The organism is Stenotrophomonas sp. YIM B13575, from assembly GCF_042787595.1.
Taxonomy (GTDB): domain Bacteria; phylum Pseudomonadota; class Gammaproteobacteria; order Xanthomonadales; family Xanthomonadaceae; genus Stenotrophomonas; species Stenotrophomonas lactitubi_B.
Window position 1 is genome coordinate 11,841 of record NZ_JBHZOP010000055.1, and the last position, 20,935, is coordinate 32,775.

Consider the following 20,935-nt stretch of genomic DNA (forward strand, 5'->3'; position numbering starts at 1 on the left):
GACACAGCGTGCCGTGGTACGGCCTCACGCAACCATCAGGCAACGCCGTGCGGTGCTGTCAGCGCCCCACTAACGACGCACGTTGCCGCGGTGGAAGTTGACCCGGAAACTGGCGCCGCCGCCGACCGCCTCGCCCACGCTGACCGTGCCACCGTGGTGCTGCACGATCTCCTTGACCAGATGCAGGCCGAGACCGCTGCCGCTGCCAGCGGCACGCAGGCGGTGGAACGGCTCGAAGATCGCCTCGCGGTCACCGACCGGCACACCGGCGCCCTGGTCGCTGACTTCCAGCAGGCCCTGCCGGTCCAGACGCACGCAGATGGTGCCGCGCCCGCCGCCGTGGACAATGGCGTTGTGTACCAGGTTGGCGATCACCCGGCCCAAGGCCAGGCCATCACCATGGATCCAGACCGGCGTCTCCGGCGCATCCACTTCGAAGCCATAGCCGGCGCCAACGACCAGCGGCGCGAGGTCGGCGGCCGCTTCGCGCACGACATGCGCCAGGTCCAGCCGCTGCAACGCGGCGATGTTGCGGTCCAGGCGCTGCAGGTCGAGCAGGTGCTCGGCGACGTTGCCGAGGCGGGCGACATCGGTCAGCAACTGCGATTTCAACTCCCCCTGCGGCAACTGCGACAAGCGCGCCTGCACCACCGCAATCGGCACCCGCAGTTCATGCGCGGCATCGGCCAGGAACTTGTCGCGTGCTGCGTAGCCCTGCTGCACCTTGTCGATCGCATCGTTGAACGCTTCGACCAGAGGCGCCACCTCGGTCGACACCAGCTGCGCGTCCAGGCGCGCACCGGGCTGGCCGATATCCAGCTCCTTGGCCTGCTGCGCCGACCGGCGCACGCCACGCATGGCGCGATGGATCACCGTCGGCATCACCAGCAGCGTGACCACGATCAACGGCAGGAAGAACCACAGGCCGATCAACCGCAGCACCATCAACGCGCCATCCAGCAGGCCGCCCTTCGGCGCCCCGCCCACCATCACCGTGATGCGGCGGCCGTCCTCGTTGCGGATCATCACCCGGGCCACGTCCAGGTACGGCGGTACCAGCGACCCCAGCTCGGTGGCACCCAGTGTCGGCAGGCGGGCCAGCAGCGGCGCGTGGATGGCAGGCAGCGTGCCGCGCTGCAGCCATGCGCCGCGATCGTCGACCGCCGCGAACCACAGGTTGCCACCGGCACGCGCATCGAGCTTCTGCCAGCGTGCTTCATCCAGCACCAGCCGGCCGCCTTCGCTGTGCACGGCGTTGGCCGCGCTCTCGGCCATGAACATGTCCATGCCCCAGGTGTCCTTGTCGCCCCAGGTCAGGATCAACGCAACCACGGCGAACAACACCGTGAAGGCCTGCGCCAGGAACAACCGCCATGCCAGACCCAGCGTGATCGAACGGATCGGTCGTGCCATCTCAGGCCTCCGCCAGCAGGTAGCCGACGCCACGGATCACGTGGATCTCCACGCCTGCGCCGGCCTGCTGCAGCGCCTTGCGCAGCTTGGAGATATGCGCGTCGAGCGCATTGGACTGGATCTCATCATCAAACCCGTACACCGCCGCTTCCAGCGCACTGCGGGTGACCGTACGACCCTGCCGCATCGCCAGCGCCTGCAGCACCAGCACCTGCCGCCGCGGCAATGCGACCGGCTGTCCATCCACCTGCGCCTGCAGCGATTCGAAATCAAACTCCAGCCGGCCCAGCCGCAACCGGGGGGTCACCATGGCCGACGGTCGACGCGATACGGCGCGGATCCGCGCCATCAGCTCTTCGATCGCTACCGGCTTGACCAGGTAGTCATCGGCGCCGACATCCAGCCCCTCCACCTTGTCTGACAGCCCACCCTTGGCGGTGAGCATGATCACCGCCAGGTTCGGTCGCAGGGCACGGGCGGTCGCCACGAAACCCACGCCATCACCGTCCGGCAGCTGCCGATCAAGCAGCATCAGCTGGTGCACCGGCTCACGCAGGGCGAGCGCCGCCTCGGCCAGGCTGCCAACCACGTCGGCGACCACCCCCTGGCGCTCAAGCCCGGACTGCAGGGCTCGCGAGAGATCGGGATCATCTTCGACCAGGAGAATGCGCATCGGGGGCTCGGCAACCGGAAACGGTGCCGATCATAGTGCCTTCGGCGTGCAAGTGGCGCCGATGCAGCAGATTGCGCCTGCGCAATGTTCCGACAATGTTGTGCGCGCAGCATGCACCGCCATCCCCGCAAAGTAGTACGTTGATGACCTCGCTGCCCCCCGCCCTGCTGCGCCCCCTGCTGTGCACCGTCGCTCTCTCCACGCCGCTGCTGGCAAACGCGCAGGAACAGGCCCCGGGCGTACAGGCCGGCATCACCTTCGGCGCGACCACCGGCGCCTATGCGCACTATGACGACAAGCCGCTGGTGCTGCCGGCGCTGTCCTGGCAGGGCAAGCGCTTCTTCGCCAGCCCTGGCTCGCTCGGCATGAACCTCTACAAGGCCGATGGCCTGCGCGTGTCGGCCGTGGCTACGCCCTACACGTTGCGCTTCAAGACCGACGACGTGAACGATCCGCAGCTGCGCCGCCTGCACAGCCGGCAGATGTCGGCAATGGTCGGCATCAACGCCGACTACAGTGCGGACTGGGGCGCGGTAGCGGCCAGCGTGAAGCGCGAAGTGAGCGGGCATGGCGGCGGTGTTGAATCAAGCCTGCACTACAGCTATCCGATCCAGGCCGGTCGCTTCACTTGGGTGCCGCGCGTGGGCGTGGTGCATTCCAGCGCCCGCCTGCTCGACTACTACTACGGCATCAGCGACGAGGAAGCCCTGCGCTCCGGGCTGGCAGCCTACAAACCCGGCAGTGCCACCTCGCCGAGCCTGCAGATCGCGGTCAGCACACCACTGGGTACGAAATGGCGCGCGACCGGCGTGGTCGCCAACCAGTGGTTCGGTGATGCCGTCGAGGACAGCCCGATGGCACGACGCAGCAGCCAGACATCCGCTTTCATCTCGCTGATGCGCGCGTTCTGACCGAACCCGCTTCCAATCCACCAACAAGCAAGGATCCAGCATGGCCGCCGTCACCCCCACCGCCGATGCCAACGCGATCCTGCGCGCGCCGGATCTGGACAGCGCCGAGCGTGCCTACCTGGGCCTGCTGCCGGACATGGATCATGTGGACGCACTGACCCGACGTGCACTTGGCCTGTCGCGCGCTGCAGATGCGGCGCGCGGCTATGCGCTGTCGATGACACTGGTCGGCCTGCGACTGCAGGAACTGGAGATGGGCGAGCCGTGTGCGGCCCAGTATCGGCAGGCAACGCTGCGCAGCCTGCGGCAGGCCTTCACTGCTGCCTGAGCATTCCGTCAGCGGAAGGTTGTCCAGGCCAGGACTGCAGACAGCAGTGCGACCCAGATCACGGCCTTGAAGGTGCCTTCCAGCATGTTGCCGCCGAACAGCAGCTCGACGATCGGGTTCGGCCGGGAAACGGGAGCATGGTCACTCATGGTGGCGTCCTGTGGTTTGGGAACTGCGTCACCGATGATACAAAAGCTTGACAATCCTGTTGCTGTTTCCGGTATGGTCGATGCAACGCGGCGTTCAAGGATGATCGATGCTCAAGCGTGCACTGTTTCCCGTAGTCGCCCTGCTGCTGGCCGCACTGGTCATCATGCTCTCCTGGCAGAACCGCCAGTTGCGGCAGGTCAACGAACAGATGGCGGCGCAGCTGCAGCAGACCCAGCTGGATGCACATGGTCTGGCAATCGGCACCCGGCCTGAACTGTTGACGCTGCGGACGACGCAGCAGGCCCATGTCGATATCGGTGGCGCCCGCGCCGTTCCGCAGATCCTCTACTTCTTCTCTACCGCCTGCCGCTACTGCCTGGCCTCGGTGCCGCAACTGCAGCAGATCGCGGCGGCGCGTGGCAGCGCCGAACTGATCGGTGTCGGCTTACCACCCTACGATCAGCTTGCCGCGTACGCCGGCAAACACGCGCTGGCGTTTCCGATCGCCGTCGACGATCAGGGCGAGGTCTCCAAGCGCTACCGCGCCACGCTGACACCGATGCTGATGGTGCTCGCCGCAGATGGCAGCGTCGCCTACAAGCATGTCGGCCAGCTCGACACAGAGACGGTACAGGCCGTCGCCAACGCAATGAATCCGGGAAGCCACACCAACTGAAGGAGATACACATGATCGGGAAGAAAACGCTGTTCTCGTCCGTCGCCGGTATCGTCATCGTTGCTGCAATGTCATTCGGGGCCGCACAGGCCTTCGCCACACCGGTGAAGACCGGCTTTGCACCGGGTTGCGTGGATACCCCCGGGTGCATGTTCGGCGGCAATGGCCGCGCCGGCGGCACACGCATCTGCTGCGTCGCCAACTGATTCCGCTTCGACACCGCCCCGCAAGCGGTGACCTCATGTTCCATCGCCACTGCAAGGAGATACACATGATCGGAAAGAAGAAGCTGTTTTCGTCCATTGCCGGCATCGTCGTGGTTGCCGCGATGTCGTTCGGTGCTGCGCAGGCCTTCGCCACGCCGGTCAAGACCGGCTTCGCACCGGGCTGCAAGGAACATCCCAGCTGCCCATACGGCAACGCCGGCTCCCACGGCCTGCTGGTCTGCTGCGATCCCATGTGATCCACCTCGACGCTCTGCAAAGGAGATACAGATGATCGGAAAGAACAAGCTGTTCTCGTCCATTGCCGGCATCGTCGTGGTTGCCGCCATGTCGTTCGGCGCCGCGCAGGCGTTCGCCACGCCGGCCAAGGCCGGATTCGCCCCGGGTTGCGAGTTCACCCCGGGTTGCCCGTATGGCGGTTCAGGCCATTGGTCCGGCCCTCGCCTGTGCTGCGATCCGCTCTGAGCCTGCTTGAAGGTTCCAGCCATGTCGTGACCTGAGCCCAGGCTTCCCGGCCAACGGGGTCACTTCCGGGCACACAGGCCGGACTGCCTTCACAGGTGGCCCGGCCTTTTTCATGGCAATGACCTGCAGCTGCCCCGACCCAGCCCGGATTCATCCTTGCTGGCTCTCGTTGGCACGCACTTTTCCCGCCTTCGTCGGATACCGGTTTCACACCGCAGGCCACAGTGCAACGCTGGACTCCCTTCTCCGGAGCACCGTGCCATGCCGATGCTTGCCTTGCTGCTGTTGATGGCCGGTCTATGCAACCGCGACGCCGGCACCGGAAGCGATTCGCTGCAAATGCAGATCCTGCAGGCCGATGCCCAGCGTGCCGCCAGCGAGCCGGCCACGCATCGCCAGACGGACAGCCAGAGCGTGCAGATCCTGCGCTTGAGTGCAGACCGCGTACTGCAGGTGGCTCATGGTCGCGTGCACGCTGAAGCGCCTGCGGGACAGCGCGGGCAAGCGCACTCCCGGGGCCTCATGCAGCTGTGGCAGCGTGTGGATGGTCATTGGCAGCTGCAGCGCAGCGCCAGTGTCGAGCAACGCGGTTGACGATGACAGCAACCGGCCAGGCGCAGACAAGCGCGAATCGCAGGCACAAAAAAACCGGCTCTGGGCCGGCTTCATCGTGTCCACCGCTGCCCCGGCGATGCCGGGAACCGGTGGTGGGCGGTACAGGGTTCGAACCTGTGACCCCTACCATGTCAAGGTAGTGCTCTACCGCTGAGCTAACCGCCCAAAAATTCCGTACAGCCCGCAGGCTGGTGCTTCTACGTAAAAACCCGGCGCCAGGGCCGGGCTTTTCATCCTCACGACAGCCCCCTGGGGGACTTCGTGGTGGGCGGTACAGGGTTCGAACCTGTGACCCCTACCATGTCAAGGTAGTGCTCTACCGCTGAGCTAACCGCCCGTTTGTTGCTTCTGCAGCGCCGCGATTGCGTCGGTGCAGGCCGCGTATATTACGGACGACGGCCGGCAAGCGCAATACTTTTGTGAAGAAAAGCCGCGTTATCGCGTTCAGCCCAGGCTGGCTTCCTTCAGCTGCCGGATCTGGTCGCGTACCCGGGCGGCATCCTCGAATTCCAGGTCCTTGGCATGCTGGTACATCCGCTGCTCCAGGGCCTTGAGACGGGCGGCCAACTGCGCCGGACTGAGCGAACGGTAGTCGGCCGCCTCCTCTGCCACCCCGGAACGGCCTTTGCCCTTGCCCTTGCGGGACTCCTTCTCGGCGGCATCCGAGCGAGCGCCCTCCAGCACGTCGACGATCGGCCGCAGGACCGAGCGCGGAATGATGCCGTGCTCCTGGTTGTACTCGACCTGCTTGCTACGACGACGGTCGGTCTCGTCAATCGCTGCCTGCATCGAACGGGTGATCCTGTCCGCATACAGGATCGCCTTGCCGCGCACGTTGCGGGCTGCACGGCCGATGGTCTGGATCAACGAACCGGTCGAGCGCAGGAAACCCTCCTTGTCCGCATCCAGGATCGCCACCAGCGAGACCTCGGGCATGTCCAACCCCTCGCGCAGCAGGTTGATGCCGACCAGCACATCGAACTTGCCCAGGCGCAGGTCGCGGATGATCTCCACGCGCTCGACGGTATCGATGTCCGAGTGCAGGTAGCGCACGCGGATGCCGTGCTCGGTCAGATACTCGGTGAGGTTCTCGGCCATGCGCTTGGTCAGGGTGGTGACCAGCACGCGGTCACCGGCCTTGATGCGCTCGTTGGCCTCGCTCATCAGGTCATCGACCTGGGTGCCGACCGGACGGATCTCCACCACCGGATCGATCAGGCCGGTCGGGCGCACCACCAGCTCGGCCATGTCCTCACCGGCCTCACGGAATTCGTAAGGGCCCGGCGTCGCCGACACGTAGATGCTGCGCGGGCAGCGCGCCTCCCATTCCTCGAAACGCAGCGGACGGTTGTCCAGCGCCGACGGCAACCGGAAGCCGAACTCGACCAGGGTTTCCTTGCGCGAACGGTCGCCCTTGAACATGGCGCCGATCTGCGGAATGGTCACGTGCGATTCGTCGATCACCAGCAACGCATCGGCTGGCAGGTAATCGAACAGGGTCGGCGGCGGCTCGCCCGCGTTCTTGCCGGTCAAGTGCCGCGAGTAGTTCTCGATGCCATTGCAGAAGCCCACCTCGGCCATCATCTCGAGGTCGAACTGGGTGCGCTGGGCCAGGCGCTGCGCCTCGACCAGCTTGTTCTGCGCATACAGCTGCTCCAACCGTTCCTTCAGCTCGACCTTGATGGTTTCCACCGCCGCCAGCACCCGTTCGCGCGTGGTCGCATAGTGGGTCTTCGGGTAGACCGTGAAGCGCATCAGGTTGCGCATGGTCTCGCCGGTGAGCGGATCGAACATCGTGATCTTTTCCACCTCGCCATCGAACAGTTCGATGCGCAGGGCCTCACTGTCCGATTCTGCCGGGAATACATCGATCACTTCACCCCGCACGCGGAAAGTACCGCGCTGCAGCTCGTACTCATTGCGGGTGTACTGCAGCTGGGTCAGGTGATTGATCAGGTCACGCTGGTCGATGCGCTCGCCCTTGGACAGGATCAGGCGCAGCGACAGATAGTCTTCCGGCGCACCCAGCCCGTAGATGGCCGACACGGTCGCCACCACGATCGCATCCGGCCGCGACAGCAGGGTCTTGGTCGCCGCCAGCCGCATCTGCTCGATGTGCTCGTTGATCGAACTGTCCTTCTCGATGAAGGTGTCCGACGACGGCACGTAGGCTTCCGGCTGGTAGTAGTCGTAATAGCTGACGAAGTACTCCACCGCGTTGTGCGGGAAGAAAGCCTTGAACTCACCGTACAGCTGCGCGGCCAGGGTCTTGTTCGGCGCCATGATCAGCGTCGGTTTCTGGATCTGCTGGATGACGTTGGCGATGGTGTAGGTCTTGCCCGAGCCGGTCACGCCCAGCAGGGTCTGCTTTGCCACGCCTGCCTCGAAATTGCTGGTCAGCTTGGCGATGGCATCGGGTTGGTCGCCCGCCGGCGAATACGGCGAGACAAGCTGAAAACTGTCGCTCATGGTGTTGCCAGGTCCCGGGGAAGGTAAGTATAGAGGGCGTCCGGTGACGGTCGGCTGAGGGGAAGCCGGGGAGACCGGCAGGGGGATGCCTGATGGCGGCCGCGCAGTCGGGCGCGGAGGCTGGATGCATGCACCCGACCCCTACCCCCTGCCCCCTCGGCCCTCGCTCTGCGCGGGGCGTGCACCTGACCGAACTGCTGGTGGTCATCGCCGTGCTGGCGGTGCTGCTGGCCGCATCATGGCCTGCGCTGCAGCCCCTGCTGCTACGGCAACGCGCCGATGCACTGCAACTGACCCTGCACGCCAGCCTGTCCGGCGCGCGCAGTGAGGCACTGCGCAGACGGGAGCTGATCGGTCTCTGCGCCAGTGTCGACGGCCTGCGCTGCAGCGACGACTGGAGCGCTGGCTGGATCATCTACCGCAGTGGCGATCAGCGCCGGGAGCCGGAGTCGCCGGAGGCGATCCTGAGCAACCACACCGGGCGTTCGGACATATCAATCCTGGCCCGGGCCAGCAGCGGGCGCCCACGGCTGTTCTTCCAGGCAGATGGACGCAGTCCAGGGGCCAACCTGACCCTGCGCATCTGCGCAGGCAGACAACTGCACGGCAAGCTGGTGGTCAACAATGGCGGCCGCACCCGCAGCGAACGCAGCAACCGCAATCTGCCGTGCTGAACAGGGTCAAGAAAAGCAAAAAGCCGCGATTTCTCGCGGCTTCTGCAGTATCTGGCGCCCGAAGTTGGACTCGAACCAACGACCCCCTGATTAACAGTCAAGTGCTCTAACCGGCTGAGCTATTCGGGCGGGGAGGCGCATTGTACTGGTCGAATCCTGGAAGATCAACACCCCTACCAACAATCGGAAACCGCTCCTTCCGACGTTTTCCGGTTGGCCTGGTCGAGGGTCATCTTGCCGCAGCTGTCCTTGACCTGCGTACCCGCGGGAGATGCCGTGATCGTGAACGTGGAACCATCTCCCTTATAGCTCAGGTTGTATCGCGTCGCTCCGCCTTCGCGCGGCGAGACCTTGCTGGGCAGGGTGTAGCCCGAGTAGGAATTGTTGCTGGAGTGATAGCGCTCCGCACGTTGCGCGTACTCGGCCAGGTCCGCTTTGGCTACTGCACGGTGTGATCGAAGTACGTACTGCTGGTACGAAGGAATGGCGATGGCCGCCAGGATGCCGATGACGATCACTACGATCATCAATTCGATCAAGGTGAAGCCCGCTGTGCGATGAGGCGTATGAAAATGCTGCATGGACGTGGTTCCTCGCACCGGAGTCACTGGAGCTGCCGCCAGGATTGGCGACCGCAGGGATAAGGCAGGTACAGCGACTGGCTGCCGGCAGCACCCACTACCATCCAGCACGAGCTGCCCCCAGGCGGACCTTCCTTGCCACTACCGAGTCGCGGTATGACCGACAGGGACACATCCTTGATCGGGGCGGTACCCTCGGTCTTCAGCGACAGGCCCGCCGTACCGGCTGCCGGCTTGACGCCCGTGGGTGAGCCGCTCCGGACGTTCTCCAGGGCGGGCGCACCGGTCAATGAAGAAAGACCGAACAGCCAGTTCGAGCCACTCGTCGAGCAACCCGCCGTTTCCAGATTGGGGACATAGGTCGGCATGAACATGATGCCGCTGACAAGCAGTGGATTACCAACAAACCGCTCGCCGTTGGCGGCGGGAAGATTGATCATCCATCCCTGCGCACTGGCCGGTGCAGTTCCTGCGACGATCCTGCGTGCCTCGGCGCCAGTCGCCGGAACATCCGCCGTATAGGGCGCCAGATTGGCGGACGTCAGTGTCGATGTGACCCTTTTTCCGCCAAGGTCATTGACCGCATACAACGCCTGTCGCGAGGTGTCGTCCTTGTCAGTGTAGAACGAGAAACTACCCGTACCGAAGTACAGCATCACACCGCCCGACGGACCCGTCGCAGCAGTCATGCCGCCCGTGATCGGCTGGCGGAAGTTCCGCGCGCTGGTGTCCTGGCTCACCTGGGTGGTGAACACGGGAACGGTGAGCCCAGCGTCGGCGCTGCTGGTGAGATCGAACTTCCAGATGGCACCGCGCTGATCGGCAGCGTAGACGGTATCGGCAAGACCATCGCGTCCGCGCAGGTCCTGGCTGTCGCCACGCCAGCGATCCACTACCACCACGTTACCCAGCCCATTGTCTCCGGAGATGTTGGCTCCCGAGGCATTGCTTTCCACCGCCTCGATCATCCGCGTGGAGCCGGACGCCATATCCACGACGAACAGAACAGCCTTGCGGTTGGCACTGTTGTAGCCGTTACCGAAGATCGCCTTCCATGCAACCGTCTTTCCTTCCTTCACCGGCACGATCACCGGCTTGCCCAGCACGAAGCCGATGTTGTTGCGTACGCCCTCGTCCAACGACATGTTGAGGTCGCTGATCTCCCAGAGTGCCTGGTTAGTGCCAAAGGTTGCCGGGTCACTGACGTTCAACGCGAACACCGAGCGGCCACCAGCACCGGCCGTACCGACCAGCCCCGTCTGCCAGGTACTGCCGATGAGCATGTCCGAGATGGTGATTGGACCGTCGACGAAATAGCGATGCCGGAAGGTCTGATCAGCGGTATCAGGCTTGTACGGGAACAGCAGGTTGGCCATGTGGCCCAGCGAGGTTGCCGGAATATACGCAAAGCGCTCGGTCCCGCCCGTGCTGTCCATCTCACCCGACGCCCCCATGCCACCGTCGAAGGCATGCAGCATGCCGTCATTGGCGCCGACATAGACCGTATAGCGGCCGTTCTTTGCCTTGGTGTCCAGGTATTTGGCATAGCTGACGGCATAATCGGTGCCGAGCTGACGATAGCCATAGTCATCGACGGGCGAACTCACCACCGGGGCCGAATTGACGATATCGCCCAGCGGCGTGGTGCGATCACGGTACTTGCCGCCGTTGCGCTTCTCCATCGTCGCATCCGCTTTCAGATAACGGATGGCGGTGCTGATGTCGGCGTCAATGCTCTTCAGCTTGTCAGTCGAGCACACCAGCATCGCTGCGTACTTTCCATCCGGCTTGCTGCACAGGTCGGCCAGGCTGATATCAGCCGAACCGAAGTCAACGAGCGTACCCGCCTTGTTTGCGACGATGCGGCGCCCCGTCGAAGACAGCTTCGCCGATGCCTCCCAGGCTTCGCTGAACACAGCGACCTGATCACTGTTGATCTTCACGGTCGAGGCCTTGAGCTTGCTCGACCAATCGGTCGCACCATTGCGGATGTCGTAGCTTGGCGTCACCGACAGCGACCCTGCGCCAATGCGGGCACCGGTCATGCCGATGGTGCCCGACGGCGACTTCCCGCCGGAAATCGAGGCCAGTACCCGGCGCATCGCCTCGGTCACGTCGGCAGGCGTCTGAGCATTGATGAACTCACCACGACTGTTCAGTGCAGCGTGCCAGATCTCGTCGACGACCGTTCCATCATCGACCGTCGATGGATCGGGGTTTCCGTTCCAGTTCGGCGGGTTCTTGTACGGGTCAGCTGTGGCGGCAGCATTCACGCCGTAGATTCGCCCCTGTGCGCCAAGTGTGACGCCGTAGAAGTTCATATGCAGATCGGCCTGGCAGTCCAGCCGCTTCCACTCCGCACTGCCCTGGGACAGCGTCCCGCAGCGCTCATCGACCGGCACCTGCCCCCTGGGGAAGCCGGTATCGGAGCGCAACGGCGTCTTGGTGCCCGAGTAATAGGCCGCAGTGACGTCAGCCATCGTGTTGCTGTAGTTGTCAGCGAAGGGCAGTGTCGGCAGGTTCACGGTATTGACCGCGTCCGCGTTGCCGAACGAGCCATTCGGATAGTTCTTGGAGTTCGTATATCCGTCCGTGAACAACATGCCGCCATTGCGCTGGCAGGCGCGGATGACGGGCGCGCCGTCATCGGTGCGGCGGAACTGTTCGGCCAGATATTCCACGGCACGCCGGTTGGGTGTGCCACTGATCGGCTTCAACCCATAGATCTGCTGATAGAGATCGGCGCGGTTGGTTACCAGATCATGCATCTTCACGTTCTTCAGGTCATTGATCGTGAAATAGCCCACACGCATGTTGTCGATGCCATACAACGCCTCGGTAGACGCACCGACAATGGCCAGCGTGCGACTGCGGTGATACTGGAACCAGTTCGCGAAGTTCTGCACCGCAGTCTCGTAGGTACCATCGATGCTGTAGTTGTCCTTCTTGATCTGATACCGGCGCAGATTGCACTTGGACCCGCAGGCATCCTTGATAACCGGTCGATTCGCGTCGTCCAGTTTGTATCCGTAGGGCGCAGGTGAATTCTCCGGCAGATAGAAGGTCGCCGGGAAGTACTGCACGCCATACTGCACCGCAGAGTTGATGTCGCGCGCTGTGGTGCGCCAGCCGTTGCTGCGGTAATACGCATTGTCGGTTCCCGTCAGGTCGGGAATGCGCATGCCATCGACGAACTGGAACCCTTCATTGTTCCTCGAACGGACACTGGTCATGTCGTACGTGATGTCGTATCCCGCAAATCCGGAGCGCGGGTCGACACGCGCCGCCGTGGTACTGGCAGCATCCCAACGGCTTCCATCGGCCCTCATCCACGGCTTGTAGCTGACTGCCGGGTTGTAATAGCTGGCGTTGTAGACGTGTGAGCGGGCAAAGCCGAACATATCCAGCGGCGGAATCGCGCGCCCATACGAGTAGCGTTCGTTGTAGTTGCTGTGCGCGTAGAGATAGAGGTAGCAATCGACTGAACCGGAGTTGCAGTCCTGGCCGACGCTGTAGAAGCTGCCGTTGTTGTTGAAGAAGCTGCCCGTCGACGTGTTGAGGATCAACCGCCCGTCACCACCCGGGAACATGCGCTCGAACGTCATCGAATTCGAGTCATCCACGGCCATGATGAACGCGGGAGGCGCCTGCACCTGCACGTTCATCGGCTCCTGCGCCAACACACCCTGCGCCTGCGCAGCCATCAGGGTATGCACCAGATAGCCGCCAGCGGCGACAACGGCAAGGCCTACGCCCGCCAGGATCCTGCGATTTCGCGTGTTCATGGGTTCCCCACCCTCACAGCTTGAATACGGTGTCGACCGCCGAGCGCGATGTCGCGTCGGTGGCCGTGTCGCCGGCGTACGTCGTGATCTGGTAGACCGGTGTTGCAGCCTCCAGCGGCTTGCCCATGTCCAACGCCCCCTCCCCCTGGATGCAGCCCTGGATCTGCCGGACCTTCACAGCCGGCTTGCTGCCCAGCTTGGTCTTGGCGACCCAGTCCGAAGGATCGAAGCCATCGTCGCAGCGTTGATCGATATCGGCCGAGGTGACCGCCGGGCTGTCACCCGGCGACTGCCGGTTGGCAATCTTCTCTACCGCGTTCTCGGCACTGCGGGCAGCACCCTCGGCATTCTGGAAGGCCACGTTGCCGGCACGGTAACCGGATGCCATACGCTCCTGCATGCCGGCGACCTGCATGCCTATCACGCCCAGCAGCGCCAACAGAATCAACAGGATCAGCGCAACGTAGAGCACGGCACCTCGCTGCCGGGCGGGGGCAGAGAAAGTGCGGCGCGAAGACAGCTTGATGGAGCGCATGGTCGTCAATTCCCGAACAGGCGGTTGCGCAACGCAACGGAAACTTCATAGGCGCCACGGTGGCGCTGGTCATAGGGATCGCCCGGTGCGATGGTCACGCCGAGCACGCCCAGATACGTGGCTGCCGAGCCTGGCGCCTGTGCCGACGCTCGCTGCGGGCTGCGTGCAAGCAACCCCACCTGCACCATGCCGACGCGACGCCACGCGCCAACGGCGGTCGCATCCACTGCAGTACTGATGTCACTGGCCACGCGCTGGTCGACGATGCGGCCGCTGGGCGGAGTAGAGAGAGAAATGTCCGGTGTTGCATCAAGGCCGTACAGGAGCTGCATGCTCTCGATGCCCTCCACCAGCTCCTCACCGTCACCGTAGCCACCGGCTCCGTTGGCGCGGGCGCGGTACAGGGCCGGCTCATTGTTGCCATTGCTCGCGATGTAGTACACCAGGCCGTCGGCGCGATACAGCATCGTCATCGCGTTGTTGACCGAGTAGCCGGTCAGATCCAGCTTCTCGATCTTGACCGTGGATCCACTGATGCTGGCCGGGAACACATCGGCGCGGGTGCAATCGGCCAGAGCGAACACCGTCGGGGTGCCGGCAGCGCCCGCCTTCAGGCGCGCCATGCCGTCAGCGGACACCGTCACCGTGGTTGTGGTTCCACTGACACCGACACCTGTCACAACCGCTCCTTCCGGACTCAACAGGCGAAGCACAAGCACATCACTGCCCGGCAGTGGCGCCGGCTTCAGGTTGCTGATGCTCTTGGGCATGGATATCGCCGCGCTCCACGTGCGCCCCAGGGTGAGTGTATTGGTCGGGGCAGTGCCTGCGGCCTCATACCCCTGCACCGGTACCGAGAAATCCAGCGGATCTCCGCTGCCAGCAGCGATACCGAGGTTGTAGCGGACATCGCCGGTGTTCTTGATCACGTGCGCCTGATCGTTCACGCAGCCAAAGTGACCTGCCATGCGCAGGTCGCGCTGCAGGAAGTCCAATGCAAAGCGCGCGTTCTCCTGGGTTCGGGCAGCACCCTCGGACAGTCGTGAAGCCGCACGGGACGCGATGAAGATCTGCGTGATGCCCAGCAGAAGCACCAGACCGATGACCATGGCGATCATCAGTTCGATCAGCGACAGACCGCGGGCTCGTGAAAACGGACTCATGGACGCGCTCACAGGAAAGTGGTCAGGCCGAAGGTGGTAAGGCTGTCAGGCTCCTTTGGATCCCAACGTTGGTCACCCCAGGTGATGGCCACACTGACCTGGCCGGTGCTTTGGGTGAACTGGACTTCTGCGCTGGCCTTTTCACCGAGCGTCTTCACGACCTCACATTGCCAGCGTGCCACGTTGGTCTTCGGCGTCACCGCCGCACCGGTCGGCCAGGCGCATGCGCCATTCGCCGTCACCGCACCGGCAGCGAACGAGGCCGACGAGTAAGCCCCACCGGCAAGCGTATCGGTGCGCTGGGCGCGCATCAGTTCGATCAGGTCGTTTGCCAGATTGGTAGCCTGGGTCCGGTAATTGGCACTCTGCACGAAGCGCACGCTCGTCGTCTGCAGCAAGGCAAAGCCGAGCAACCCAAACGCCAGGATCAACAAGGCCACCATTACTTCGATCAGGCTGAAGCCGCCCTGGGACGAACGTGGAGAGGCAAGGTTGCGGCGATTCATGAGCAGGTTCCCTTGGTCACCCGGACCTGGCCGGACTTGTTGAACGTCAACGTGCTGCGCTGCTCACCGGCCTTGCAGGACGCCGGCGACAGCACGAGCGTCTGATCTTCCACGGCCTTGCGGCGACCGCGACCATCAAAGGCAATGGTTGCACCCGAGGGGCCGACCACGCTCAACTGTGGGTTGCCCAGCGAGAAGCGCAGCACGCTGTCATTGCTGCCCAGCACGCCATCACCATCAAGATCGGACCAGGCCAGCAACCCTTTCGACCATTCACCATCACAGGCCTGGCCGTCGGTGCTGCCACAGATGCCACCACCCCGGTTGTTGCGGATGCTCTCACTGCGCGCCAGGTTGGCCAACGCGATCACTTCGTTGTTCGCCGTCGCCATCCGGTTCGAACGCATCATGCTGCGGAAGCTCGGATAGGCGATCGACGCCAGGATCACGAAGACGGTCAGGGTGACCATCAACTCAATCAGCGTGAAGCCGTTTTGGCGGCGCAAAGACATTGGACGCTCCCCAGCGTGTTGGTGGCCACGATGGCGCACCGGCCTGCCGCCGGCAAGCGGCGGCAGGATGAACGGTCAGATCCGGGCGACGGGCGTCAAAGCCTTGACGTCCCGCCCTCCCCCGGCCGGTCCGGCACGGCCCCCGCCGCGCCGCCCAGCCACCCTCGCCGGGCTTACGCCAGCACCTGGTAGCAGGGCTGGTACTCGCCGGAGATCTTCATCCGGCGCTGCTCGACGAAGGCACGCAGCAACGCGTCCAGGGCCTGCATCATGTCGGGGTCGCCATGGATCTGGAACGGCCCGAACTCCTCGATGCGGCGCATGCCGTCTTCCTTCACGTTGCCGGCGACGATGCCCGAGAACGCCCGGCGCAGGTCGGCTGCCAGCGCGTGCGGTGCACGCCCGTGATGCAGGTCCAGCGCCGCCATCGCTTCGTGGGTCGGCACGAACGGCTGCTGGTACTCCCACGGAATCTCGATGGACCAGTTGAAGAAGAACGAGTCCTTCTGCGCCAGGCGGTGCTCGCGCACGCGCTTGATGCCGGAGGACATCTTCTTGGCCACCGCCACCGGGTCGCCGATGACGATTTCGTAGCGCTCGGCCGCAGCGTCGCCCAGGGTCAGGCGGATGAAACGGTCGATCTGCTCGAAGTACGGCGCGGCCACGGTCGGGCCGGTCAGGATCAGCGGGAACGGCAGGTCCTTGTTTTCTTCGCGCAGCAGGATGCCCAGCAGGTACAGGATCTCTTCGGCGGTACCGACGCCACCGGCGAACACGATGATGCCGTGGCCGATGCGGACGAAGGCCTCAAGGCGCTTCTCGATGTCCGGCATGATCACCAGGTGGTTGACGATCGGGTTCGGCGACTCGGCGGCGATGATGCCCGGCTCGGTCAGGCCGATGTAGCGCGTCACCGTCCGCCGCTGCTTGGCATGGGCGATGGTGGCGCCCTTCATCGGGCCCTTCATCGCGCCCGGGCCGCAGCCGGTGCAGATGTCCAGGCCGCGCAGGCCCAGCTCGTAACCGACCTGCTTGGTGTACAGGTACTCGTCGCGCGAGATCGAGTGGCCGCCCCAGCAGACCACCAGGTTCGGGTCACCCGGGTTGAGGATGCGCGCGTTGCGCAGCAGCCCGAACACCGCGTTGGTGATGCCCTCGGACGATTCGAGTTCGGCCGCGTAGGCCGGGCCCATCTCGATGGCCATGTAGGCCAGGTCGCGGACCACGGCGAACAGCAGCTCGGCCACGCCACGGATGATTTCGCCGTCGACGAACGCCATCGCCGGCGCATTGGCCAGGTCGATACGTACGCCGCGATCCTGCTGCGCCACCTGGATGTCGAAGTCGGGATAAAGATCGCGCGCGGCGCGCGGATCATCGGAGGCACTGCCACTGGTCAGCACGGCCAGCGCGCAGCGGCGCAGCAGCTCGTGCATGCCACCACTGGAGGCATCGCGCAGGCGCGCAACCTCTGCCCGGGACAGCACATCCAGGCCGCCACGCGGGTAGATCCGCGCGTCCTGCACCGGCAGCGTCCGCGCTGCCTTTTCATTCGTTGTCATATCCACTTTTTCTGCTTCCTTTAAGGTGTCCGACTGTACTGCCGCCCCCTTAAAAAGCAAAACGGCCGGGAAGCCCGACCGTTGGATAGGTGCGTCCCACGTTCGCCGCTTCGGGACCGCTTCGGCGGCATCTGCGCCGCGCACGTGTCTGGATGCTACGCCGATGCCCCGCCCCCCGCAAGGACTTTCGCCTGAACGGAAAACGGCCGGGTTTCCCCGGCCGTTTCCCTTTACATCTTCAGGTTCTGAAGGATCAGAACTTGTACTTCAGGGTCAGCTGCATCGACCAGCGCGACACACCGGTGTTGCCCTTGTCGTTGTTGTTTTCCTGGATGGTCGGAGTATCGGTGGCGCCGGTGAAGTTGTAGATGTACTTGCCGGTTGCCGGATCGATACCAGCGTAGCTGGCCACGCGGGAGGTGGAGTTGAAACCGTAATCTTCAATACGGCCCCACTTCTTGTTGAGCAGGTTGCCGACATTCATGATGTCCAGCGCCAGCTCACCCTTGTGCTCCTTCACGAAGCCCGGGAATTCCTGGGCAATGTGCAGGTCGAAGCTGTTCACCCACTTGGTACGGAAGGCGTTTGCCGGAGCAATCTCGCCGCGGTACTTCTCCAGCTGCGGGTTGGCGGCAAGCCAGTCGAAGAACGCCTTCTCCATCGCCGCACCGCCGGTGAACTTGACGTCGCCCGGGCCATTCGGCACGTAGAACAGGTCGTTGAAGTAACCGGCGCCAGTGGTGGCGGCGGCATCGCCGTTCATGTCGTTGTAGTAGATGTAGCTGAACGGACGACCCGAACGGCCTTCGTAGAACAGGCCCACGGTGGTGTTGTAATTGCCGAAGAACGCCTTCTTCCAGTTGATCGAACCGGTCACGCGGTCCTTGATCGCGTAGCGCGAATCATAGGCCACGTTCTCGTTGGCGGTACCGATCAGGGTGCTGCCCCAGTTGGAGGTGTTCTGCGAACTGGTCAGCGGGCTGACTTCCTTCGCCGCGGTGTAGGTGTAGGCCAGCGACCAGCCCCAGTTCTCGGTCAGCGGCTTGTTCAGGCCAGCGGTGAACTGGCGGCTGCTGCCCTTGTCGGTGTTCTTCATGAGCAGCACGTCGCCCATGTCGGTCGGACGATTGAACTTGCCGCCCGCACCGTTGCTGCCTTCACGAATGGAGCAGTTGGCGCCGGCACAGGGTGTGTAGCCCGCCGGATTCCAGTACAGCTCGCGACCGTCCTGGCCAATACGGGTGTACGACGGGCCACCAGCGTTCTTGTACAGGTCCAGACGCTCGAAGTAGATCGCGCTCTTGACCTTGGTGTACAGGAACTCAGCCGACGCAACGATGCCATACCACGGCAGTTCGTGATCGAAGGCGATGTTGGACTTCCACACCGACGGCAGTTTCAGGTCGGGCGCGGCGATGTCCACGTTCTGACGAGCACCCGCACCTGCTGCCGGAATGTAAGGCGGATTGGTGTTCGGGGTGAAGATACCGGTCTGGTTGCGGACGGTGTACTCGGTGTAGTTCAGGCCGGTGTTCTGGTAGGCACCTGCCAGCCACACGTTCGGGGCCGCGCCACCGAACAGGCCCACGCCGCCGCGCAGCTGGGTCGGGCGATCGCTGTCGAAGGTGTAGTTGAAGCCGAAGCGCGGCTGCACCAGCTTGCTGTCAGGCAGCTGGGTGTTGTCGTAGCCGTACAGCTCCATGATGCGCGGGTTGTACAGCTTCTGCGTGCCGAAGTCCGGCATGTCGACGCGGACGCCGGCCTGCAGGGTCAAGTTGCTGTTGACCGCCCAGCTGTCCTGGATGAACAGACCGGTGTTCTTCAGCGTGTACTTGGCCGGGATGTCGTCGTAGCTGCCACCGGCGCGCGGCGCACGGACGACGTACTGGTTAACGCGACCTGCAGCGAAATCGCTGAGGTTGTTGAACACATACGCGCCGTTGACGTTGCGGCCGTAGTAGTTCATCAGGTCGTTGTCGGAGTAGTCGAAACCGAACTTGACGGTGTGGTCGCCGACGTACCAGGTGGCGGCACCGAACGCGCTCAGTTCCTTGCTCTCGACGGCGTTCACGTGCGAATTCTGCTCGGTACCGAAGTACAGCGAGTCATTGCCGCTGGCGCCAAAACCACGGATCTGGATCTGCGGCAGGCTCGACGGCGTGGTGCGGATCGAGGTGTATTCCTTGTGCGAGATCTTGAACTCGGTCGAGAAGTTCTCGGACCAGTCGCTGAACAGTTCGCCCATCCAGGATTCATAGGTCTTCGGCTGCTGGTACCAGAAGCTGCTCAGCGAAACCGCGCTGTTGCTGATCTGCGGGAAGCGGACAACATTCTGCTCGAGCTTGTTGTAACGCACCGCAGCACGGTGGTTCTCGTTGATGTTCCAGTCGATCTTCAGCGCGTACTCTTCGACTTCGGTCTTGTTGGCCGGCGCATTGAGCGAACCTGCGTCGAAGCCGTAACCGGTGGCGATCTGCTGCGCACGGGCGATGTCGGCATCGGTGATGGTGCCCTTGCCGTACGGCGAATCGGTCAGGCTGACGCCCGGAGCCGAACGCTCCATCTTTTCGTAGTTGGCGAAGAAGAACAGCTTGTCCTTGACGATCGGGCCGCCGAAGGTCATGCCGTAGGTCTTTTCGTCATCGAAGCCGTTGAAGCGGACGCCTTCCAGGTCCTTGCGAACCATGTCCTTGTCGCGGTACGCGTAATACACGGTACCGCCGAAGTTGTTGGTACCCGACTTGGTCACCGCATTGATCACCGCGCCCGTACCACCGGCAATGGTGGTGTCGTAGTTGGCGATGTCGATGTTGATTTCCTGGATCGCATCCATCGACACCGGCTGACGCTCGGTCGGCAGGTTGTTGGATTCCAGGCCGAACGGATCGCCGGCACCGATACCATCGATGCGGATCGCGTTGTAACGGGTGTTCTGACCACCAACCGAGATCGCACCGTCGGCCTTGCTGACCTGCGAGATGCGCGGATCAAGGCGGATGTAATCCTGGATGTTGCGGTTCACCGACGGCAGCGAATCCAGGGTTTCGCGGTTGACGTTGGTGCCGGTGCCCATCTTGTAGGCGCTGAACAGGTCGCTACCCACTGCGGCAGCCACGACCTGGACGGCATCCAGATTGGTGGCGGCGACATCGCCGGCCAGGTTGGCGTTGACCGTGTTGACCTGGTTCAGGTTGAGGTACACGCCCTCTTCGGTCTTGGTGCCCTCACCCGGCTTGGTGATGGTGATGGTGTACGGACCACCCACGCGCAGGCCGCGCGCGTTGTAACGACCCGACGCATCGGTGGTCGCACGCGAAACGGTGCCCGATTCGGTGTGGGTGATGGTGACTTCAGCACCAGCAACAGGCGCGCCCGCATTGGACACGACCTGGCCGCCGACACCGGCAGAGGTGCTCTGGGCGAAGGCGGGAGCGGCGGCGAGCGCAGCCACGAGACCAAGGGTGAGCTTGGACATCCGGAATGGGTGAGTCATTGTTCGGTAGCCTCGATGCGAGTTGGCGATGGCGGAAAAAAAGCGCATCCAAGCAGCCTTGCGGGCGGCTGTTCGGACATTTATCTGGGGTTCCCTACCGTGAACGGCAGCTGCCGCAACGGTTAACACTAGATTAACACGCTACGCTTTCAATGTGACGGTTGTGCGACAAACGGCACCAGATCGCAACGCTATCGTGA

Annotated in this window: 20 protein-coding genes and 3 tRNA genes; 8 read left to right on the forward strand and 15 right to left on the reverse strand. The window is 63.6% G+C overall.

The window, feature by feature from the left end; translation table 11 throughout:
* Positions 1-69: 69 nt before the first annotated feature.
* Both ACFX4F_RS10305 and ACFX4F_RS10310 read right to left on the reverse strand, forming a co-directional pair.
* Positions 70-1,413: a sensor histidine kinase gene (locus ACFX4F_RS10305; protein WP_380654850.1), complete on the reverse strand. Its 1,344-nt coding sequence runs from the start codon at positions 1,411-1,413 to the stop codon at positions 70-72.
* A gap of 1 nt (position 1,414) precedes the next feature.
* Positions 1,415-2,086, reverse strand: coding sequence for a response regulator transcription factor (locus ACFX4F_RS10310; RefSeq protein ID WP_025875225.1), 672 nt, complete (start codon positions 2,084-2,086; stop codon positions 1,415-1,417).
* Between the two features lie 143 nt (positions 2,087-2,229).
* Here ACFX4F_RS10310 and ACFX4F_RS10315 point away from each other — a divergent pair, with 143 nt between their 5' ends.
* Together ACFX4F_RS10315 and ACFX4F_RS10320 are read left to right on the forward strand one after the other, a co-directional pair.
* Positions 2,230-2,997, forward strand: a complete 768-nt coding sequence (locus ACFX4F_RS10315; RefSeq protein ID WP_089240063.1) for a MipA/OmpV family protein — start codon at positions 2,230-2,232, stop codon at positions 2,995-2,997.
* A gap of 40 nt (positions 2,998-3,037) precedes the next feature.
* Entirely contained in the window at positions 3,038-3,325 is a 288-nt protein-coding gene (locus tag ACFX4F_RS10320) for a hypothetical protein (protein WP_089240061.1), read from the forward strand.
* A gap of 8 nt (positions 3,326-3,333) precedes the next feature.
* On the opposite strand, the gene ACFX4F_RS10325 is transcribed toward ACFX4F_RS10320, so the two are convergent.
* On the reverse strand, positions 3,334-3,474 hold the full coding sequence (locus ACFX4F_RS10325) for a hypothetical protein (RefSeq protein ID WP_165787265.1): 141 nt from the start codon (positions 3,472-3,474) through the stop codon (positions 3,334-3,336).
* A 107-nt stretch (positions 3,475-3,581) separates the two neighbouring features.
* Here ACFX4F_RS10325 and ACFX4F_RS10330 point away from each other — a divergent pair, with 107 nt between their 5' ends.
* The 5 genes from ACFX4F_RS10330 to ACFX4F_RS10350 all read left to right on the forward strand — a co-directional run bounded on the left by ACFX4F_RS10330 (position 3,582) and on the right by ACFX4F_RS10350 (position 5,434).
* Entirely contained in the window at positions 3,582-4,151 is a 570-nt protein-coding gene (locus tag ACFX4F_RS10330) for a TlpA family protein disulfide reductase (RefSeq protein ID WP_380654856.1), read from the forward strand.
* A gap of 11 nt (positions 4,152-4,162) precedes the next feature.
* Positions 4,163-4,357: a hypothetical protein gene (locus tag ACFX4F_RS10335; protein WP_025875233.1), complete on the forward strand. Its 195-nt coding sequence runs from the start codon at positions 4,163-4,165 to the stop codon at positions 4,355-4,357.
* A 65-nt stretch (positions 4,358-4,422) separates the two neighbouring features.
* On the forward strand, positions 4,423-4,614 hold the full coding sequence (locus tag ACFX4F_RS10340) for a hypothetical protein (RefSeq protein WP_032975717.1): 192 nt from the start codon (positions 4,423-4,425) through the stop codon (positions 4,612-4,614).
* 31 nt (positions 4,615-4,645) lie between these two features.
* Positions 4,646-4,840 carry a hypothetical protein gene (locus ACFX4F_RS10345; protein ID WP_380654861.1) on the forward strand — a complete coding sequence of 65 codons (195 nt, stop codon included), beginning with the start codon at positions 4,646-4,648 and terminating at the stop codon, positions 4,838-4,840.
* Between the two features lie 261 nt (positions 4,841-5,101).
* Positions 5,102-5,434, forward strand: coding sequence for a hypothetical protein (locus ACFX4F_RS10350; RefSeq protein ID WP_380654864.1), 333 nt, complete (start codon positions 5,102-5,104; stop codon positions 5,432-5,434).
* A gap of 111 nt (positions 5,435-5,545) precedes the next feature.
* Here ACFX4F_RS10350 and ACFX4F_RS10355 read toward each other — a convergent pair.
* The 3 genes from ACFX4F_RS10355 to uvrB all read right to left on the reverse strand — a co-directional run bounded on the left by ACFX4F_RS10355 (position 5,546) and on the right by uvrB (position 7,924).
* Positions 5,546-5,620, reverse strand: a tRNA-Val gene (locus tag ACFX4F_RS10355).
* Between the two features lie 97 nt (positions 5,621-5,717).
* Positions 5,718-5,792 (reverse strand) — tRNA-Val (locus ACFX4F_RS10360).
* A 107-nt stretch (positions 5,793-5,899) separates the two neighbouring features.
* Positions 5,900-7,924, reverse strand: a complete 2,025-nt coding sequence (uvrB, locus tag ACFX4F_RS10365) for an excinuclease ABC subunit UvrB (RefSeq protein WP_099820041.1) — start codon at positions 7,922-7,924, stop codon at positions 5,900-5,902.
* Between the two features lie 128 nt (positions 7,925-8,052).
* Between uvrB and ACFX4F_RS10370 the strand changes: the two genes are divergently transcribed.
* Complete coding sequence (locus ACFX4F_RS10370; RefSeq protein WP_380654867.1) at positions 8,053-8,598, forward strand: GspH/FimT family pseudopilin; 546 nt, start codon at positions 8,053-8,055, stop codon at positions 8,596-8,598.
* Between the two features lie 52 nt (positions 8,599-8,650).
* Here the strand turns inward: ACFX4F_RS10370 and ACFX4F_RS10375 are convergent.
* The 9 genes from ACFX4F_RS10375 to ACFX4F_RS10415 all read right to left on the reverse strand — a co-directional run bounded on the left by ACFX4F_RS10375 (position 8,651) and on the right by ACFX4F_RS10415 (position 20,735).
* Positions 8,651-8,727, reverse strand: a tRNA-Asn gene (locus ACFX4F_RS10375).
* A 44-nt stretch (positions 8,728-8,771) separates the two neighbouring features.
* A complete protein-coding gene (locus tag ACFX4F_RS10380; protein ID WP_380654870.1) occupies positions 8,772-9,179 on the reverse strand; it encodes a type IV pilin protein in 408 nt (135 codons plus the stop codon).
* Positions 9,180-9,202: 23 nt separating this feature from the next.
* A complete protein-coding gene (locus ACFX4F_RS10385; RefSeq protein ID WP_380654873.1) occupies positions 9,203-12,964 on the reverse strand; it encodes a pilus assembly protein in 3,762 nt (1,253 codons plus the stop codon).
* A gap of 13 nt (positions 12,965-12,977) precedes the next feature.
* Positions 12,978-13,499, reverse strand: a complete 522-nt coding sequence (locus ACFX4F_RS10390; RefSeq protein WP_099820037.1) for a PilX N-terminal domain-containing pilus assembly protein — start codon at positions 13,497-13,499, stop codon at positions 12,978-12,980.
* Positions 13,500-13,504: 5 nt separating this feature from the next.
* Entirely contained in the window at positions 13,505-14,662 is a 1,158-nt protein-coding gene (locus tag ACFX4F_RS10395; RefSeq protein ID WP_380654876.1) for a PilW family protein, read from the reverse strand.
* Positions 14,663-14,670: 8 nt separating this feature from the next.
* On the reverse strand, positions 14,671-15,168 hold the full coding sequence (gene pilV / locus ACFX4F_RS10400; protein ID WP_313444948.1) for a type IV pilus modification protein PilV: 498 nt from the start codon (positions 15,166-15,168) through the stop codon (positions 14,671-14,673).
* On the reverse strand, positions 15,165-15,680 hold the full coding sequence (locus tag ACFX4F_RS10405; protein WP_380654880.1) for a GspH/FimT family pseudopilin: 516 nt from the start codon (positions 15,678-15,680) through the stop codon (positions 15,165-15,167). Before ACFX4F_RS10405 ends, pilV begins: the two co-directional genes overlap by 4 nt.
* 173 nt (positions 15,681-15,853) lie before the next feature.
* Complete coding sequence (gene ppnN, locus ACFX4F_RS10410) at positions 15,854-17,242, reverse strand: nucleotide 5'-monophosphate nucleosidase PpnN (protein ID WP_099820034.1); 1,389 nt, start codon at positions 17,240-17,242, stop codon at positions 15,854-15,856.
* A 253-nt stretch (positions 17,243-17,495) separates the two neighbouring features.
* Positions 17,496-20,735: a carboxypeptidase regulatory-like domain-containing protein gene (locus ACFX4F_RS10415; protein WP_380654885.1), complete on the reverse strand. Its 3,240-nt coding sequence runs from the start codon at positions 20,733-20,735 to the stop codon at positions 17,496-17,498.
* Positions 20,736-20,935: the final 200 nt, after the last annotated feature.

What these genes read in the sequence shown, in the direction of transcription:
- ACFX4F_RS10330 (WP_380654856.1), top strand. Translation starts at nt 3,582, where the DNA reads ATGCTCAAGCGTGCACTGTTTCCCGTAGTCGCCCTGCTGCTGGCCGCA.
- ACFX4F_RS10350 (WP_380654864.1), top strand. Translation starts at nt 5,102, where the DNA reads ATGCCGATGCTTGCCTTGCTGCTGTTGATGGCCGGTCTATGCAACCGC.
- ACFX4F_RS10345 (WP_380654861.1), top strand. Translation starts at nt 4,646, where the DNA reads ATGATCGGAAAGAACAAGCTGTTCTCGTCCATTGCCGGCATCGTCGTG.
- ACFX4F_RS10320 (WP_089240061.1), top strand. Translation starts at nt 3,038, where the DNA reads ATGGCCGCCGTCACCCCCACCGCCGATGCCAACGCGATCCTGCGCGCG.
- ACFX4F_RS10370 (WP_380654867.1), top strand. Translation starts at nt 8,053, where the DNA reads ATGCACCCGACCCCTACCCCCTGCCCCCTCGGCCCTCGCTCTGCGCGG.
- ppnN (WP_099820034.1), bottom strand. Translation starts at nt 17,242, where the DNA reads ATGACAACGAATGAAAAGGCAGCGCGGACGCTGCCGGTGCAGGACGCG.
- ACFX4F_RS10390 (WP_099820037.1), bottom strand. Translation starts at nt 13,499, where the DNA reads ATGCGCTCCATCAAGCTGTCTTCGCGCCGCACTTTCTCTGCCCCCGCC.
- ACFX4F_RS10340 (WP_032975717.1), top strand. Translation starts at nt 4,423, where the DNA reads ATGATCGGAAAGAAGAAGCTGTTTTCGTCCATTGCCGGCATCGTCGTG.
- ACFX4F_RS10385 (WP_380654873.1), bottom strand. Translation starts at nt 12,964, where the DNA reads ATGAACACGCGAAATCGCAGGATCCTGGCGGGCGTAGGCCTTGCCGTT.
- uvrB (WP_099820041.1), bottom strand. Translation starts at nt 7,924, where the DNA reads ATGAGCGACAGTTTTCAGCTTGTCTCGCCGTATTCGCCGGCGGGCGAC.
- ACFX4F_RS10380 (WP_380654870.1), bottom strand. Translation starts at nt 9,179, where the DNA reads ATGCAGCATTTTCATACGCCTCATCGCACAGCGGGCTTCACCTTGATC.
- ACFX4F_RS10335 (WP_025875233.1), top strand. Translation starts at nt 4,163, where the DNA reads ATGATCGGGAAGAAAACGCTGTTCTCGTCCGTCGCCGGTATCGTCATC.
- ACFX4F_RS10415 (WP_380654885.1), bottom strand. Translation starts at nt 20,735, where the DNA reads ATGACTCACCCATTCCGGATGTCCAAGCTCACCCTTGGTCTCGTGGCT.
- ACFX4F_RS10325 (WP_165787265.1), bottom strand. Translation starts at nt 3,474, where the DNA reads ATGAGTGACCATGCTCCCGTTTCCCGGCCGAACCCGATCGTCGAGCTG.
- ACFX4F_RS10405 (WP_380654880.1), bottom strand. Translation starts at nt 15,680, where the DNA reads ATGTCTTTGCGCCGCCAAAACGGCTTCACGCTGATTGAGTTGATGGTC.
- ACFX4F_RS10395 (WP_380654876.1), bottom strand. Translation starts at nt 14,662, where the DNA reads ATGAGTCCGTTTTCACGAGCCCGCGGTCTGTCGCTGATCGAACTGATG.
- ACFX4F_RS10310 (WP_025875225.1), bottom strand. Translation starts at nt 2,086, where the DNA reads ATGCGCATTCTCCTGGTCGAAGATGATCCCGATCTCTCGCGAGCCCTG.
- ACFX4F_RS10315 (WP_089240063.1), top strand. Translation starts at nt 2,230, where the DNA reads ATGACCTCGCTGCCCCCCGCCCTGCTGCGCCCCCTGCTGTGCACCGTC.
- pilV (WP_313444948.1), bottom strand. Translation starts at nt 15,168, where the DNA reads ATGAATCGCCGCAACCTTGCCTCTCCACGTTCGTCCCAGGGCGGCTTC.
- ACFX4F_RS10305 (WP_380654850.1), bottom strand. Translation starts at nt 1,413, where the DNA reads ATGGCACGACCGATCCGTTCGATCACGCTGGGTCTGGCATGGCGGTTG.